The sequence below is a fragment of the Pseudomonas imperatae genome (assembly GCF_057128625.1).
Window position 1 is genome coordinate 67,791 of sequence record NZ_JBSKHP010000021.1, and the last position, 15,411, is coordinate 83,201.

17 protein-coding genes are annotated in these 15,411 nt (G+C 65.1%); 10 read left to right on the forward strand and 7 right to left on the reverse strand.

Annotated elements, in window-relative coordinates:
• Positions 1-128 precede the first annotated feature (128 nt).
• Positions 129-986, reverse strand: a complete 858-nt coding sequence (locus ACWKWX_RS23485; protein WP_416425300.1) for a LysR substrate-binding domain-containing protein — start codon at positions 984-986, stop codon at positions 129-131.
• 107 nt (positions 987-1,093) lie between these two features.
• On the opposite strand from ACWKWX_RS23485, the gene ACWKWX_RS23490 reads away from it, so the two are divergent.
• A complete protein-coding gene (locus ACWKWX_RS23490) occupies positions 1,094-2,203 on the forward strand; it encodes a 2-aminoethylphosphonate--pyruvate transaminase (protein ID WP_483829055.1) in 1,110 nt (369 codons plus the stop codon).
• Between the two features lie 40 nt (positions 2,204-2,243).
• Complete coding sequence (phnX, locus tag ACWKWX_RS23495) at positions 2,244-3,071, forward strand: phosphonoacetaldehyde hydrolase (RefSeq protein ID WP_416425302.1); 828 nt, start codon at positions 2,244-2,246, stop codon at positions 3,069-3,071.
• Positions 3,072-3,179: 108 nt separating this feature from the next.
• Here the strand turns inward: phnX and ACWKWX_RS23500 are convergent, their stop codons facing one another.
• Positions 3,180-3,734, reverse strand: coding sequence for an NADPH-dependent FMN reductase (locus ACWKWX_RS23500; RefSeq protein ID WP_473003194.1), 555 nt, complete (start codon positions 3,732-3,734; stop codon positions 3,180-3,182).
• A 175-nt stretch (positions 3,735-3,909) separates the two neighbouring features.
• Here ACWKWX_RS23500 and ACWKWX_RS23505 point away from each other — a divergent pair, with 175 nt between their 5' ends.
• Together ACWKWX_RS23505 and ACWKWX_RS23510 are read left to right on the forward strand one after the other, a co-directional pair.
• Complete coding sequence (locus ACWKWX_RS23505; RefSeq protein ID WP_416425304.1) at positions 3,910-4,128, forward strand: hypothetical protein; 219 nt, start codon at positions 3,910-3,912, stop codon at positions 4,126-4,128.
• Between the two features lie 93 nt (positions 4,129-4,221).
• Positions 4,222-5,115, forward strand: a complete 894-nt coding sequence (locus ACWKWX_RS23510; protein ID WP_483829056.1) for a LysR family transcriptional regulator — start codon at positions 4,222-4,224, stop codon at positions 5,113-5,115.
• Between the two features lie 79 nt (positions 5,116-5,194).
• On the opposite strand, the gene ACWKWX_RS23515 is transcribed toward ACWKWX_RS23510, so the two are convergent.
• The 3 genes from ACWKWX_RS23515 to dnaQ form a co-directional block, all read right to left on the reverse strand.
• Complete coding sequence (locus tag ACWKWX_RS23515) at positions 5,195-5,743, reverse strand: GNAT family N-acetyltransferase (protein WP_416425306.1); 549 nt, start codon at positions 5,741-5,743, stop codon at positions 5,195-5,197.
• Complete coding sequence (locus ACWKWX_RS23520; protein ID WP_483829057.1) at positions 5,740-7,995, reverse strand: Orn/Lys/Arg family decarboxylase; 2,256 nt, start codon at positions 7,993-7,995, stop codon at positions 5,740-5,742. Before ACWKWX_RS23520 ends, ACWKWX_RS23515 begins: the two co-directional genes overlap by 4 nt.
• 134 nt (positions 7,996-8,129) lie before the next feature.
• Entirely contained in the window at positions 8,130-8,888 is a 759-nt protein-coding gene (gene dnaQ, locus ACWKWX_RS23525) for a DNA polymerase III subunit epsilon (protein ID WP_416425308.1), read from the reverse strand.
• Positions 8,889-9,171: 283 nt separating this feature from the next.
• Here dnaQ and ACWKWX_RS23530 point away from each other — a divergent pair, with 283 nt between their 5' ends.
• The 3 genes from ACWKWX_RS23530 to ACWKWX_RS23540 all read left to right on the forward strand — a co-directional run bounded on the left by ACWKWX_RS23530 (position 9,172) and on the right by ACWKWX_RS23540 (position 11,244).
• Complete coding sequence (locus tag ACWKWX_RS23530) at positions 9,172-9,345, forward strand: hypothetical protein (RefSeq protein ID WP_483829058.1); 174 nt, start codon at positions 9,172-9,174, stop codon at positions 9,343-9,345.
• Complete coding sequence (locus tag ACWKWX_RS23535) at positions 9,346-10,008, forward strand: hypothetical protein (protein WP_483829059.1); 663 nt, start codon at positions 9,346-9,348, stop codon at positions 10,006-10,008.
• Between the two features lie 63 nt (positions 10,009-10,071).
• Positions 10,072-11,244 carry a MalY/PatB family protein gene (locus ACWKWX_RS23540; protein ID WP_483829060.1) on the forward strand — a complete coding sequence of 391 codons (1,173 nt, stop codon included), beginning with the start codon at positions 10,072-10,074 and terminating at the stop codon, positions 11,242-11,244.
• Between the two features lie 96 nt (positions 11,245-11,340).
• Here the strand turns inward: ACWKWX_RS23540 and rnhA are convergent, their stop codons facing one another.
• Positions 11,341-11,790, reverse strand: coding sequence for a ribonuclease HI (gene rnhA, locus ACWKWX_RS23545; protein WP_416425312.1), 450 nt, complete (start codon positions 11,788-11,790; stop codon positions 11,341-11,343).
• Positions 11,791-11,809: 19 nt separating this feature from the next.
• Positions 11,810-12,568 carry a class I SAM-dependent methyltransferase gene (locus ACWKWX_RS23550; protein WP_416425313.1) on the reverse strand — a complete coding sequence of 253 codons (759 nt, stop codon included), beginning with the start codon at positions 12,566-12,568 and terminating at the stop codon, positions 11,810-11,812.
• Positions 12,569-12,651: 83 nt separating this feature from the next.
• On the opposite strand from ACWKWX_RS23550, the gene gloB reads away from it, so the two are divergent.
• The 3 genes from gloB to ACWKWX_RS23565 all read left to right on the forward strand — a co-directional run bounded on the left by gloB (position 12,652) and on the right by ACWKWX_RS23565 (position 15,349).
• Complete coding sequence (gene gloB / locus ACWKWX_RS23555; RefSeq protein ID WP_476300899.1) at positions 12,652-13,431, forward strand: hydroxyacylglutathione hydrolase; 780 nt, start codon at positions 12,652-12,654, stop codon at positions 13,429-13,431.
• 99 nt (positions 13,432-13,530) lie between these two features.
• Positions 13,531-14,997, forward strand: a complete 1,467-nt coding sequence (locus ACWKWX_RS23560; protein ID WP_483829061.1) for a transglycosylase SLT domain-containing protein — start codon at positions 13,531-13,533, stop codon at positions 14,995-14,997.
• A 121-nt stretch (positions 14,998-15,118) separates the two neighbouring features.
• The gene (locus tag ACWKWX_RS23565) at positions 15,119-15,349 is read left to right on the forward strand and encodes a hypothetical protein (protein ID WP_475504178.1); all 231 of its coding nucleotides are present in this window, start codon (positions 15,119-15,121) and stop codon (positions 15,347-15,349) included.
• Positions 15,350-15,411 lie beyond the last annotated feature (62 nt).

Below are 15,411 nucleotides of genomic sequence, written 5' to 3' on the forward strand. Positions count from 1 at the left end.
GCTACGCGAATGCGTATACCGCTTGGACCGCGTTGCCTGCATCGCGGCCAAGGCCGGCTCCTACCACGTACGCGGTAGGAGCCGACTTTAGTCGCGATGCAGACGACGCCATTTCAAAACAGTTGCTGCTACGGGGGTGGGGCCAGGTCGAGGAAGGCGCGAATCAGCCGCAGCTCGCGCCGGCGTTCCAGGCAGCCGATCATGTGCCGGTTGACCAGCCCCTCGCCGCGCACCGGCACCGCCACCACCCGCGGGTCGTGGCTGACCTCCACCGACGAGACAATGCCAACCCCCAGCTGCGCCGCCACCGCCTCGGTCACTGCCTCACGGCTGTCCAGCTCCAGCAGCACCCGCGGCGCCACCCCAACCTCGGCGCACGCCTGGTCAAAGGTGCGGCGGGTGATGGAATGGGGCTCGCGCAGCACCATGATCTGCTCGTGCAACTGCGCCAGGTCGATGGCCTGCCCGGCCCACTCATGCCCCGCCGGCACCAGCGCGCAGATCTGCGACGGGCTCAACGCCTGCAGGTGCAGACCCTTGCGCGGCTCCACCTCGGTCATCACCGCCACGTCAGCGTGCTCGGCGGTCAGCGCCGCCAGGGTTTCCTGGGCGTTGCCCAGGCGCAGGTTGACGGTGATGCCGGGGTACCGCTCGCGCAGGCTGGCCAGCATCGGCATCACCCGGTGCGGGCCATCGGCAGCCACTTCCAGGCGCCCGGTGAGCAACTGGCGGTTGGCCTCCAACATCGCCTGGGCCTCCTCGGCGAGGCTGAACATGGCCCGGGTGATGGCTGCCAGCTTGGTGCCCTCCTCGGTCAGTTCCACTCGTCGGGCGGTGCGCCGTAACAGCGTCAGCTGGTAGTGCTCCTCCAGCGCCTTGATGTGCCCGGTGACCGCCGGCTGGCTAATGAACAGGCGCTCGGCGGCGCGGGTGAAGCTGCCCTCGCGGGCCACGGCGTCGAAGGCGCGCAGCTGGAAAAGGTTCATGAATCGGCCTGACTTATAGTTGGGATAACAACAAACAATTTGATTGATGCTTCATGGAATTGCAACTTAGGCGCCGTAAGTTCAGCCCACCGCTTGCGAGGAACACCATGAGCACCACTGCCCCGATCCTGCTTACCCCTGGTCCACTGACCACTTCGGCCCGCACCCGTCAGGCAATGATGATGGATTGGGGCTCCTGGGATGCCAGCTTCAACCAGCTCACCGCCAGTGTCTGCGAACAACTGCTGAGCATCATCAACGGCGCCGCCAGCCACCACTGCGTGCCCCTGCAAGGCAGCGGCACCTTCGCCGTGGAAGCCGCCATCGGCACCCTGGTACCGCGCGACGGCAAGGTACTGGTGCTGATCAACGGCGCCTACGGCAAACGCCTGGCCAAGATCTGCAAGGTGCTGGGCCGCGCCTTCAGCACCTTCGAGACCGCCGAGGACGAGCCCACCACCGCCGCCGACGTCGACCGCCTGCTGGGCGAAGACCCCAGCATCAGCCACGTGGCGCTGATCCACTGCGAGACCAGCACCGGCATCCTCAACCCGCTGCCAGAGATTGCCCAAGTCGTGGCCGGCCACGGCAAACGCCTGATCATCGACGCCATGAGCAGCTTCGGCGCACTGCCGATCGACGCCGCCAAGGTGCCGTTCGACGCCCTGATCGCCGCCTCCGGCAAGTGCCTGGAAGGCGTGCCGGGCATGGGCTTCGTGTTCGCCAACAAGGCCGCGCTGGCCCAGGCCGAGGGCAACTGCCACTCGCTGGCCATGGACCTGCACGACCAGTATCAGTACATGGCCAAGACCGGCCAATGGCGCTTCACCCCGCCCACCCACGTGGTCGCGGCGCTGCACGAAGCCCTGCTGCAATACAACGAAGAAGGCGGCCTGGCCGCGCGCCACGCCCGCTACGCCGACAACTGCCAGGCGCTGCTGGACGGCATGGCCGCCATTGGCCTGCGCAGCTTCCTGCCGGCGGCCATCCAGGCGCCGATCATCGTCACCTTCCACGCCCCGCAAGACCCGCGTTACCAGTTCAAGGAGTTCTACGAGCGCGTCAAGGCCAAGGGTTTCATCCTCTACCCGGGCAAGCTGACCCAGGTCGAAACCTTCCGCGTCGGCTGCATCGGCTGCGTGGACCGCAGCGGCATGCAGGCCGCCGTGGACGCCGTGGCCCAGGTGCTGCGCGAAATGGAAGTGCTGGATATCTGACCTCTCTCCCTCTATTTGAAGTATTGATCAGGACGTACCCATGAACTACAGCAACCCCAGCAAAACCCAGGCCGTGATCCTCGACTGGGCCGGCACCGTGGTCGACTTCGGCTCGTTCGCCCCTACCCAGATCTTCGTCGAGGCCTTCGGCGAGTTCGACGTGCAAGTGTCCATCGAGGAAGCCCGCGGCCCCATGGGCATGGGCAAGTGGGACCACATCCGCACCCTGTGCAACGTACCGGCCATCAGCGAGCGCTACGCCAAGGTGTTCGGCCGCGCCCCCACCGACGACGACGTGACCGCCATCTACAACCGCTTCATGCCGCTGCAGATCGAAAAGATCGCCACTCACTCGGCGCTGATCCCCGGCGCGCTGGACACCATCACCGCGCTGCGCAACGACGGCCTGAAGATCGGTTCGTGCTCCGGCTACCCGGCCGTGGTGATGGCGAAGGTGGTGGAACTGGCCAAGCAGAACGGCTACGTCGCCGACCACGTGGTGGCCACCGACGAAGTCCCCAATGGCCGCCCATGGCCGTCCCAGGCCCTGGCCAACGTCATTGCCCTGGGCATCGACGACGTCGCCGCCTGCGTCAAGGTCGACGACACCGTGCCGGGCATCCTCGAAGGCCGTCGCGCCGGCATGTGGACCGTGGCGCTGGTGTGCTCGGGCAACGCCCTGGGCCTGACCTACGAAGGCTACAAGGCGCTGGCGCCTGAGAAGCTGGACAGCGAGCGCAAGCGCATCCACGCGCTGTTCGAAGGCTCGCGCCCGCACTACCTGATCGACACCATCAACGAGCTGCCGGACGTGATCGCCGACATCAACCGCCGCCTCGCCGCCGGCGAGATGCCGCAAAGCGCGTAATCCTGCACGCCTTGTAGCCGCTGCCGCCAGGCTGCGCTGGCCCTGACGTACGCTGGAGGTCTTCAGTGTGGTCCAGGGCCGGCGCAGCCTGGCGGCAGCGGCTACAGGTCAGGCGTGATACCGCTCCACCCACTTCGCATACGCATCGATGAAGCCCTGCAGGAACGGCTTGCTCTTCTCCGCCAGCGCCCCGCTGTCATCGAACAACGCCCCCGCATTGCCCACGTACGCCTCGGGTTGCTGCATGCACGGCACATCCAGGAATACCAGGGACTGGCGCAGGTGATGGTTGGCGCCAAAGCCGCCAATCGCCCCCGGCGACACGCTGATCACCGCACCCGGCTTGCCTGCCCAGGAACTCTTGCCATACGGCCTTGAACCTACGTCAATGGCATTTTTCAACGGCGCCGGCACCGAACGGTTGTATTCGGGGGTGACGAACAACACGGCATCCGACGAACCGAGCGCATTGCGAAAGGCCGTATAGGCCGCCGGTGGTGTACCATCGATGTCTTCGTTATAAAGCGGCAAGTCGCCAATTTCGATGATCTTCAATGACAGGCTCGGTGGTGCCAGGGCGATCAAGGCCTGGGCGACCTTGCGGTTGAGGGATGCTTTTCTCAAGCTGCCGACCAGGACGGCGACGGAGTACACCTTGCTCATGACTGCTCCAACATTTCCGGCAAAAGGAGGTGTAGGTATAGATGAGCCTGGCGTGGTTTGCCTCGCGACGTTCCGGGAGACGGTTTTTTTTCATCAACGGTAAAACTTCCCAGGTAAAACAGTGGTCTACAGGGCGCAAGTTTCACACGTGGATATATTCAGAGGTTGTAATTCAATGGCTGCAGTACTCGTTGGACAGTTTCATGCGCGGGATGCCGAAGGTCGGATCTACCCGGTGCATGAATTCCAGGAAGCCACCTTGGAGGCGGACGGCAGCAGCGGCTCGGCCCCTAGAACCACTTATCGTCTGGCCATTGGCGACCGCGTCAACCACCTGGGTGATGACCGTTTCGAACTGGTCCAGAGCGGCGTCGAGATCATCCGTATCCCGTGAGCCCTTCCCGCGTCGCTGGCAGTGGTCGCGCAACGCCCGGCATAATGCCCCATCGAGCCGGCCGGCTCCCCTCACCGGGCACGGATTGCACTCATGCGACTACGCCACATTGAAGTGATTCAGGCGCTCATGCACGGCGGCAGCCTCAGCGCTGCCGCCGAGTTGCTGCAACTTCCCCAGGATACCCTCAACGCCACGCTGCAGGACGCCGAGACCCAGAGCGGCCTGTTGCTGTTCGCGCGCGTGCGCGGGCGTTTCCAGCCCACCGCCGAAGCCCTGGCCCTGGCCGCCACCCTCGACCTGCTGGACGCGCCGCTGGAACAGCTGCGCCGCCAGGCCGCCGACCTGCGCCTACACCAGGAAACACCCCTGCGGGTAATCTGCACTGAAGCCCTGGCCCACCGCCTGCTGCCGCAAAGCCTGGCCGCCCTGCGCCGGCGCTTCCAGGACACGCCCTGCCAACTACTCAGCCAGCCCACCGCCAGCATCGTCCGCAGCCTGCTGCTGCGCGAAGGCGAACTGGGCCTGAGCCTGCACCCGCCGCACCATCCCGACATCGACTGCACGGCGCTGCTGGAGGGCAAGCTGCAACTGCTGGCGCCCCACGGCTGGCTGTCGCCCAAGCACAAGTACATCGGCATCCAGGAGCTGGCCGGTCAGGCCATGATCGGCCTCGAAGGCCAGGACCCGCTCAGCCTCAAGCTGGACGCCAAACTGGAAGCGCTGCGCCCGGCGCCCAAGGTGCAGACCCGGGTGCAGAACTACTCGATGATGCGCAGCATGGTCGAGGCCGGCGAAGGCCTGGCGGTGGTGGACCCGTTCACTGCGGCAGGTGCGCGCGAGGCCGGGCTGGACGTGTGCCCGATCTCGCCGGCGGTGCCGGTGACCTTGTACGCGCTGACGCTCAAGGGCAGCGAGCCGAGTGCGGCGTTGAAAGCGTTGCTGGAAATCGTCGAGCAAAAGGCCCAGGGGATGTTGAACCCATGACGCGGCCTGCGGCCGCTGCTACGGGAACCGGCGGGTTTCGCGCGTCCCTGTAGCAGCGGCCGCAGGCCGCGTCCAAGGCCTAAAACATCAAATACCAGAACATCGCCACCTCGCTGGTCTGCGGGTCGATGCCGCGGTAGCGCAGGTGGTCGATGCCGCCCAGCTCGAAGCCGAAGCCTTCATACAAGCGGCACGCCGCCAGGTTGTTGTTCTGGGTTTCCAGCATGATTCCCGGCAGGCGCTTCTTGCGCGCCCACCACTGCGTCACCCCCAGCAAGGCGCGGGCCACGCCATGGCGGCGGGCCGGGGCGTGCACCGCCAGTTCGTCGACGTGGGCCAGGCCGTTCCAGTTGGTGCTCACCACCACGTGGCCCACCGGGCGGCCGTCCAGCCAGGCGACGAAAATCGCGCTGTCGTCCTTGTCGCGGTAGCTGCGGAATTCGTCCGGGTCGATGCCGTAGCACTTCTGGTACGGCGCCACCGCCTGCACTGGCCACTGGGCCACGGGCTTGCCGATCTGCGGGCACGCATAACCGCGCACCTCAAAGGCGTATTCGCTGTCCAGCACATAAGGCGCGAAGGCGTCATCCGCCAGGCGCACGGCAATGGCCGGGTTGACCGTACTCATGACTTCTCGGTCTCCTTGATGCAGTCGACCGTGTAAGGGCCGTATTCGTGTTGCAAGCCGTGCACGTCGGCGACAAAGCCGGGGAAGCCCTGGTCGAACGCGCGGGCGAAGGCCAGGTAGTCGATCACCGAGCGCGTGGAATCGCTGAAGCGCTCCCCCGGCATGATCAACGGAATGCCCGGCGGGTAAGGCACCAGCATGACCGCTGCGATGCGCCCCGGCAACTCGTCTATGGGCACGGCTTCCACTTCACCGCGCACCAGCGCGTCGTAGGCGTCGGCCGGGCTCATGGCCGCTTCGGGCAAGGTCGTGTACATGCGCTTGAGGTGCTTGGCCGTGGCGTTGCTGCGGTAACAGCCGTGCAGCTGGTCGCACAGGTCGCGCAGGCCCATGCCCTGGTAGCGCACCGGGTCCAGGCGCGCCACGCAGGGCAGGCACTGCATCAGCTCAATGTTGGCGTCGTAGCTGCGCTTGAACTCCAGCAGCTCGGTGAGCAGCGTGCTCCATTTGCCCTTGGTGATGCCCATGGAAAACAGCACCAGGAACGAATACAGCCCGGTCTTCTCCACCACCAGGCCGCGCTCCCAGAGGAACTTGCTGACCACTGCCGCCGGTATGCCGTGCTCGCTCAAGGCGCCCGAGGCGGTCAGCCCCGGCATCACCAAAGTCACCTTGATGGGGTCGAGCAGCACGTAGTCCTCGGCCACCTCGCCAAAGCCGTGCCAGTCGGCCTCGGGCGCCAGCAGCCAGTCGCCTGTGCTGACCTGCTCCGCGCCCTCCACTCCCGGCGGCTGCCAGATGCTGAACCACCAGTCATCGGCGCCGAACGACTGCCGCAGGTTGGCCAGGGCACGCCTGAAGCTCAAGGCCTCGTCGAACATTTCCTGCAGCAGCGAGCGCCCGGCCGGGCCTTCCATCATCGCCGAGGCCACGTCCAGCGAGGCGATGATGCTGTACTGCGGCGAGGTGGAGATGTGCATCATGAAGGCTTCGTTGAAGCGGTCGCGATCCAGTTGGCGCAGGCCGCCGTCCTGCACGTGGATCATCGATGCCTGGCTGAACGCGGCCATCAGCTTGTGGGTGGAGTGGGTGCTGAATACCAACGGGCTGTCGTCGCTGCGGGTGGTGCCCATGCCGTAGCGGCCGGCGAAGAACTCATGGAAGGCGGCATAGGCGTACCAGGCCTCGTCGAAATGCAGCACCTCGACGCTGCTGCCCAGGGTGCGCTTGATCAGCTCGGCGTTGTAGCACAGGCCGTCGTAGGTGGAGTTGGTGACCACCGCCAGCTTGACCTTGGGCGGCCGCCCGCGCGTGAGCGGGTTGGCCTGGATTTTGGCTTGGATCGACGCCGGGCTGAACTCGCCCAGGGGAATGGGGCCGATGATGCCCAGTTCATTGCGCTCCGGCGTCAGGTACAGCGGGATGGCGCCGGTCATGATGATGGCGTGCAGCACCGACTTGTGGCAGTTGCGGTCCACCAGCACCAGGTCGCCACGGGCGACGGTGGCGTGCCAGACGATCTTGTTGGCGGTGGAGGTGCCATTGATGACGAAAAAGGTGTGGTCGGCGCCGAAGTTGCGCGCGGCCCGCGCCTCGGCCTCGGCCAGCGGCCCGGTGTGGTCGAGCAGCGACCCAAGCTCGGGCACCGACACCGACAGGTCCGAGCGCAGGGTGTTTTCCCCAAAGAACTGGTGGAACGCCTGGCCCACCGGGCTCTTGCGGTAGGCCACGCCACCGCCGTGGCCGGGGGTATGCCAGGAATAGTTCGATTGCGCGGTGTGCTGCACCAGCGCCTTGAAGAACGGTGGCAGCAGGCCGTCCAGGTAATTGCGCGCAGCGCGGGCGACCTGCCGGGCCAGGAACGGCACCGTGTCTTCGAACAGGTAAAGGATGCCGCGCAGCTGGTTGAGTTCGCTCAAGGCATCGGCCGAGGCGTTCTCCAGCGTCACCTGCTCGCCCAGGGCAAAGATCGGCAGGTTCGGCGCGCGCACCCGCGCCAGGCGAATCAACGTCACCATGTTCTTCAGCAGGTGGGTGTGCTCGCCCGCGCCCTCGGCGGCAATCAGCATGCAGGCCAGGCCATGGTGGGTGGCCGCCACCAGCCGCGCTTCGGCGTCGTCGGTGGCCAACAGGATGCTGAAGCCTTCCTGCTCCAGTTCCTGGGCAATGCCCCGCACCCGCGCGCCGGCCACGGTGTCAGCCTTGACGTCGCGGTGCACGATCAGCACGGGAAACTTCAGGTCTTTGTACATCGCAGGCAGCCCCGAGACGGCCGCAAAAAGGCGGCCCATGGTCTCAGGGTAGAAGGTTGGCGGCCTGCGTGTCAGGCAAGACGGTGCGGGTGTAATAAAAGGTCGCCCCTGGATAATTCAGGGGCAAAGCGCTATCAGGCGGGTGCGCCCTGTTCCGCTTCCAGCAGCTGGCTCCACAGCGCCGGGGCGCCGGCCGACTTGGCGATGATCGCCAGGCGCGCTTCGTGCTCGGCCAGTTCGGCCTCGCTGGCGCGAATCACCGGGGCGTGGCGGCGGTCGGCGGGCAGGCGGCGAATTTCGCTGCCCTGGTTGCCCGAGCCATCGCCGGCGCCGTCGCTGGAGTTGCCGGCCAGCGACAGGCTGGTCTGGCCACCGGTCATGGCCAGGTAGACGTCCGCCAGAATCTCGGAGTCGAGCAACGCGCCGTGCAGCTCACGGCCGGAGTTGTCCACGCCATAGCGCTTGCACAGGGCGTCGAGGCTGTTGCGCTGGCCGGGGTGGCGCTCACGGGCCATGGCCAGGGTGTCGAGCACCGTGCAATAAGTGGTGACGTCGGCCCGGTCCTGCTGGCCCATCAAGGCGAATTCGTTGTTGATGAAACCAACGTCGAACGCCGCGTTGTGGATGATCAGCTCGGCGCCCTTGATGAACTCGAAGAACTCCTCGGCCACCTCGGCAAAGCGTGGCTTGCCGATCAGGAACTGGTCGGTGATGCCGTGCACGCCGATCGCGCCTTCGTCGCTTGAGCGGTCCGGCTGCAAATAGACGTGGAAATTGCGCCCGGTCAGGCGCCGGCCGATGACTTCGACACAACCGATTTCGATGATCCGGTGACCATCGGTGACCGGCATGCCGGTGGTTTCGGTATCGAGGACTACGTATCTCGTCGCCATGGGTGCAACACTCTCGTCATTTCAACAGCGGGGACAGCCGCGCACTTTAGCATAAGTGGGGGCTGTTAGAGGTGTCGCGGTGCGTCCATTGCCTTGTGCAGGATCCGCACAATGGCGATGCCATAAACCTGTACTGTCAGGTCCATCTGTGTAAGCGTTGGCCCGTGTCGAGCAAGGCACCCACAGACACTCTCCTGGCTGATCACTCGCGGTTACAGTTTGCCCAGGCAGGCACCCTGGCAAGCGCATAGAATGGCCCGACTTCGCCCCTAGGACACTTTCAATGCCTGAAACCGCCACCAAAGCCGGCCAACCGGCACTCTCCCACTTTGAAGCGGGAGAGCGAATGCGAGCTTTCGCCCTGCGCCTGCGCACCGACCGCATCGAAGCCAAGGCCTTCCGCGAAAAAACCGAGGTTTTCGACAAGGCCGGCGAACTGACGCCCGAATATCGCTAGATGTATCAGTTACTGCCTTCCTTCGTACTCGGTTTCCACGGCTGCGACCGGGCGGTCGGCGAAGCGGTGCTGGCAGGCGATCATCTTCGCTCCAGCGAAAATGATTGGGACTGGCTCGGTGCCGGTGTCTACTTTTGGGAAAACAGCCCGCACCGTGCGTTGAGCTACGCGCAAATGCTGAGGCAGTTGACCAAACAAACCAAGGGCACCATCAAGGACCCCTTCGTGATTGGCGCAATCATCGACCCAGGCCTGTGCCTTAACCTCAGTGACGAAGGCGCATTGTTTGAACTTCGGGGCGCCTACGAGATATTGGCGGCCTCGGTCGAAGACCCAATGATGCTGCCCCGCAACGTGGCAGGCTATTCAAGTGATATCGACGCGATCAAGCGCCACCTGGATTGCGCGGTATTCGAGACGCTTCACGCATGGCGTGAAAACGAGGCACTTTCCAGCTACCACACCGTGAGATCCCCTTTCCAGGAGGGCAGTTCGCTGTACCCCGGCAGTGGGTTTAACGAAAAATCCCATGTGCAGATCTGCGTACGGGACCCGTCGCATATCAAAGGTTACTTTCGCCCGCTGGACGCCAACGGTAAAACCTTCCAACACCATAACCCCTCCCGGCAGCAGCTGCCGCCAGGCGGCGTCCGAGGCCGGTAGCCTTCTCCACAAGTGCAGCACCGCCAAAAATACCGCATATTATCGCCCTCGCCCGCCCAACCCATGGAGACCCGCGTGGCCAACACATTCAACCTGGACACCGTCCACGACCGCCACAACACCGGCAGCACCAAGTGGAGCCGCTTCCCCGCCGACGTGCTGCCCATGTGGGTGGCCGACATGGACTTCGCCGTGGCGCCGGGCATTGTCCAGGCCCTGCAGGAGCGCCTGATGCACCCGATGCTGGGCTACAGCGTGGCCCAGGACAGCCTGCGCGGCACCTTGGTCAAGGCCCTGCGCGAGCTGTTCGACTGGCAGGTGGCGCCCGAGGAGCTGGTGTTCCTGCCCGGCGTGGAAGGCGGCGTGAACATGGCGCTCAATGGCCTGCTGGCGCCCGGCGCTGGGGTGGTGGTGCAGACGCCCAACTACCGGCCGCTGCTGAACGCCGCCGGGCACTGGAACCAGCCGCGCATCGACCTGCCGCTCCACGTGGACGCCAACGGCCTGTACCCCACTGACCTGAAGGCGCTGGACCAGGCCCTGGGCCAGGCCGGGGCGATGATCCTCAGCAACCCGCACAACCCGCTGGGCAAGGTGTTCGAACGCGCTGAACTGCAGGCCATCGCCGACGCCTGCGTGGCCCACGACACCCTGCTGATCAGCGACGAGATCCACGCGCAGATCCTGTTCGACGGGCGCAAGCACATTCCCATCGCCAGCCTGAACGATGACATCGCCCAGCGCACCATCACCCTGATGTCGGCCACCAAGGCGTTCAACATTGCCGGCATGAAGAACGCTTTCGCAGTGATCAAGAACCCTTCGCTGCGCCACCGCTTCAACAACGCGCGGCTGGGCATGGTTGACAGCGTCAGCACCCTGGGCCTGGTGGCCACCGAGGCGGCCTTCACCCACGGCGGCGAATGGCTGGCCGAGGTGACCGCCTACCTGCAGGCCAACCGCGACTACCTGGCCAACGCCGTGGCCACCCGGCTGCCGGGCGTGACCATGACGCTGCCCCAAGGCACCTACCTGGCGTGGCTGGACTGCACGGCGCTGGGGCTGAACGACCCGCACGCCTTCTTCCTCAAGGAAGCCAAGGTGGGGCTGAGCCCAGGCACCGATTTCGATGACGCGGTGGGTGGGCAGTTCGTGCGCTTGAACTTCGGTTGCCCGCGGGCGCTGCTGGAGGAAGGGATTGCACGGATGGAGCGGGCGCTGAAGGCCCGCAATTGATGTAGCCGCAGCCACATTCTGTGGGAGCTGGCTTGCCAGCGAGCTTTTGACGCCCTGAAAACTCGCTGGCAAGCCAGCTCCCACAACTGCTACACGTCAGCGCTTGAGCGCGCGAACCTCATCCACCCCACGGTTCGCCAGCTGGTCGGCACGCTCGTTGCCATGGTGGCCCGTATGGCCGCGTACCCATTTCCAGGTCACGGTGTGGCGCCCCACCTGCTCATCCAGCATCTGCCACAGGTCGGCGTTCTTCACCGGCTGCTTGGCGGCGGTCTTCCAGCCGCGCTTCTTCCAGTTGACCATCCACTCGTTGATGCCCTTCATCACATACTCGGAGTCGGTCACCAGCAGCACCTCGCAGGGGCGCTTGAGTTCTTCCAGGCCGCGGATGGCCGCCATCAGCTCCATGCGGTTGTTGGTGGTGGCCGCCTCGCCGCCCCACAGTTCCTTTTCCACGCCCTTGCATACCAGCAGGGCGCCCCAGCCACCGACGCCCGGGTTGCCCTTGCAGGCGCCGTCGGTGAAGATTTCAACGCTATCGCTCATTACTACCTATCCGTCGATGTCAGGGTTCGCTGTTGCGTCGATTGACCTTGGCCATCGGCAACGGAATCAACTTGCCCATGGGTTCGCGACGCACCTGGCGCAGCGGGCGCAGGCCCACCACCAGTTTGCGCGCGACCAATATATAGAAGCCGCCACCGGCACTTTGCCAGTGGCCGGCGCGGCGCTCCCAGCCGGCCAGGCGTGCCTGCCAGGCGGGGGACGCAAGCGGCGGACGATAGCACCCGAACCGGCGTTTCTCCAGCGCAAAGCCCAACAGGTTGAGCCAGTCGCCCACCCGCGAGGCGGAAAAACAGCGCGCCTTGCGCAGGGCATCATGGGCGAAGGCACGGCGCAGGCCCCAGGCACTCCAGGGGTTGATGCCGACGATGATCAGGTGGCCGCCGGGGCGCACGGCGCTGGCCGCCTCGCGCAGCAGGCCGTGTGGCGACAGGCTGAAATCCAGGCCGTGCTGCAGCACCACCACATCGGCGGCGTGCTCGCTCAGCGGCCAGGCCTGCTCCTCGCAGACAATCTCCACCCCCGGCAGCGGCGCCCCCAGGCGTACGTTGCGCTGCACCTGCGGGGCCTGGGGTGGCAGCTGGGCGCTGGGGCCGTAATGCACCAGGTAGCCGCCGAAGAAACGGCCCAGCTCTTCTTCCAGCAACGCCTGCTCTTCAGTAAGCAGGAACTGGCCCAACGGGCCCTCGAACCAGTCCCTGGCCTGGCCGATCAACTCCAGCCACTCCGGGTCGGCCTGCGCAAACGCTTTATCGGTCATTGCCTTCTCCCATCGAAGAGGTTCACCAATAGCCCCAACAGGTTCTAAGATGCACCATTATTCAACGCTTAGCGAATCGCGCCATGATACAGATCGACGCACTGCCAGCCTTCACCGATAACTACCTGTGGTTGTTACAAGACGCTGCAAGCAAACGCTGCGCCGTGGTCGACCCGGGCGACGCCGCGCCGGTGCTGGCCTGGCTGGCCGCCCACCCGGGCTGGCAGTTGAGCGACATCCTGGTCACCCACCACCACCACGACCACGTGGGCGGCGTGGCCGAGCTCAAGCAGGCCACCGGCGCCACGGTGTACGGCCCCGCGAATGAAACCATTCCGGCCCGCGACGTGGCCCTGGACGACGGCGCCCGCATCGAGGTGCTGGGCCTGGGCTTCGACGTGATGGCCGTACCTGGCCACACCCTGGGCCACATCGCCTATTACCACGCCCAGGCAGAGACGCCGCTGCTGTTCTGCGGCGACACCCTGTTCGCCGGCGGTTGCGGCCGCCTGTTCGAGGGCACGCCGGCGCAGATGCATGATTCGCTCCAGCGCCTGGCCGCCCTGCCCGCCGCCACTGCGGTTTACTGCACCCACGAATACACCTTGAGCAACCTGCGCTTCGCCTGCGCGGTGGAACCGCAAAACCCGCAGCTTGCCCAACGTTTCGCTGACGTTACCGCCCTGCGCGAGCAAAATCGCATCACCTTGCCATCAAGCATGGCCCTGGAATTGCAGACCAACCCGTTTTTGCGTGTCAATGAAGCAGGTGTCAGAAAAAAAGCAGACGAACGGACAGGCGTCGTAAACCCTTCTCCCGTGGCCGTTTTTGCTGCGCTTAGGGCATGGAAAGATAAGTTCTAAAGCCCTCGCGCTTGCGTCCAAAAATTCTGAAAGGTTGACCCGGGGGTGGGCAGTTTCTAGAATCGCCCGACATTTTTGCCCGGATCACCTTCCCAGCCAATGTCGTCCAACACTCGAAAGCCCTTCAATTCAGACGCATTGACGCGGTTGGCACAGGCCATCGCGCTGACCCTGCCGGTGATTCTGGCGGGCTGCCAAAGCACGGGCCAGGTTCCGGATGCCGAGAGCGTCAGGCTGCACAGCCTGAACGCACGCATCAAGCAGAAACCCATCTTCCCGGATGCCCAACAGGCCCACCAGCAAGCGCCCCAGGACGTCTGGGAACGCATGCGCCAGGGCTTCCAGCTGCAGGATGGCGTGGCGGTGAACCCGCGGGTCGAGCAACAACGCCTGTGGTTCGTCAGCAACCCGTCCTTCCTGGAAAACGCCAGCGGCCGCGGCAGCCTGTACATGCACTACATCGTCGAGCGCCTGGAAGAACGCAACATGCCGCTGGAGCTGGCCCTGCTGCCAGTGATCGAAAGCGCCTACAACCCCATGGCCTATTCGCGCAGCGATGCCAGCGGGCTGTGGCAGTTCATCCCCTCCACCGGCCGTTACTTCAACCTGCGCCAGACCCGTTTCTACGACGGCCGCCGCGACGTGACCGCGTCCACCGCCGCCGCGCTGGACTACCTCAGCCGCCTGCACGACATGTTCAACGGCGACTGGCTTCTGGCCCTGGCCGCCTACAACGCCGGCGAAGGCACGGTCAGCCGTGCCATCGAGCGCAACGAGAAGCTGGGCCTGCCCACCGACTACTGGAACCTGCCCCTGCCCCAGGAAACCCGCGACTACGTGCCCAAGCTGTTGGCACTGTCGGAGCTGGTGATGTCCCCCGAGGCCTACGGCGTGAACCTCAACCCCATCGCCAACCAGCCGTATTTCGAGGTGGTGGAGGTCAACCAGCAGATGGATCTGGGCCGCGTCGCGGCGCTGGCCAACATCGACGAGGACGAGCTGTTCCAGCTCAACCCGGCCCTCAAGCAGCGCGTCACCGTGGACGGCCCCCAGCACCTGCTGGTACCGACCGCCAAGGCCCACCTGCTGACCGAGAGCCTGGCCAAGATGGGCCCCGAGGAACTGCTGACCCTGGCGCCCAAGCGCAAGCTCGTCGAAGACGTGGCACGCGTGGACATGCCGGCGCGCCGCCGCACCTACAAGGTCAAGCGCGGTGACAACCTGGGCCTGATCGCCCGGGCCAACAAGGTTGACGTGAAAGACCTGCAGCACTGGAACAAGCTGTCGGGCATGCACCTGAAGGTCGGCCAGACCCTGGTGATGCAGGACAACAGCCGCCCTGCCACCAAGGCCCGTGGCAAGACCACCGCCTTTGCCAGCGCACGCACCAGCAAAGGCGGCAAGAGCGGCCAGGTCGCCACCCGCTACAAGATTCGCAAGGGCGACTCGCTGTACGTGGTGGCCCAGCGCTTCAACGTCGAGGTCAACCACCTCAAGCGCTGGAACCCCAACACCGCACGCGCGCTGAAGCCAGGCCAGACCCTGGTCGTCTACCGCGACCGCTGATATCCCGACACCCCCGTAGGAGCCGCGCTTGCGCGCGATGAGGCCGTGCCTGACACACCGCGGCGCTACCATCGCGACCAAGGTCGGCTCCTACGCGAAACTTTTTACGCAAGGCATCTTCATGACCACCGAAACCCCTGAAGCGCTCAAAGCCCGCAAACTCGCCCACCTCGACGCCGTCCTCGAAGCCCTGGCCGCCGAGACTCGCGACGTGTCCCGCGCCTTCTACCACGGCTGGGTGCTGTCCGCCGCCATGGAGCTGTGGGACCGCGGCGTGCTCAGCCAGGAAGAGCGGCTGGACATCGAAGCCAAGGTCAAGGCCATTACCCAACCTCCGGCCGCCACCGAGTAAGCCCGGCGGACTCTTCTTCAACCAGAGACAAACTGTTACTGTACCGGTAATAAATCGGATCT